Genomic DNA, 692 nt, shown 5'->3' with positions numbered 1-692 from the left:
CGTGACCTCTCACAGGCACAGGTCATTACCAAGGATGAAAGCTACGGTGTCGAGTTCTATGCCTCGAATAGCGGGCTGAATGCGATTACGAATCCAGCGCAATATTACAAGGATGTAACGGAGGGATTCCAGAGACAGCTGAATCAGTTGGGAGCACTAGGGAATAGTGCTGCAGGGGCATTTGCTGAAGCGGCTCGTAATGGTTCTCTGAACGATGAAACGATAGCAAGAATTAAAGCTGAATGCGGAGTATCAGTAGGCTCCAATCAATTCAATATTCTTGAATTCTTTGTGACAACTGCGCATGCTCAGGTACCTTGTCGGGTGCCGATCGGTGGCACAGTGTATTACCTTGAAGGCAAGGATGTTGCTGACTGTATTCGTATTATTGAAGAATATCGCAATAGATATGGCCCGGGCGTTTTTGCCAATAGCTATGACAATTTTCTTCGTACTGTTGGACTTTCGCCAGCAGAAGCTGGTCTGCAGTATAAGACACAACAGGATGTTTATAATCGTCAGGCAATTCTGGGAAACAGGAGTATTGTTGATGGCGGAGTCATGCCCGCTGAATATTACGATTCCACAACAGGCCAGTGGACGCCAATATCAACCAATACAGGGCAGTATTATTACGTAAATCCGAACACCGGCGCTGCTGTTTTGTATAATCCTAATGCCAAGAGTACATT

General features: G+C 46.0%; 1 protein-coding gene. It reads left to right on the top strand.

The window, feature by feature from the left end; translation table 11 throughout:
* Positions 1-692, top strand: a 692-nt coding sequence (locus WJT86_RS12270) for a hypothetical protein (RefSeq protein WP_346337883.1), incomplete at both ends; no start/stop codon positions are given.

Source organism: Hohaiivirga grylli (assembly GCF_039655745.1).
GTDB lineage: Bacteria > Pseudomonadota > Alphaproteobacteria > Rhizobiales > Beijerinckiaceae > Hohaiivirga > Hohaiivirga grylli.
Note: the sequence above shows the minus strand (reverse complement) of the source record. Positions and strands in the feature narration are given on the sequence as shown.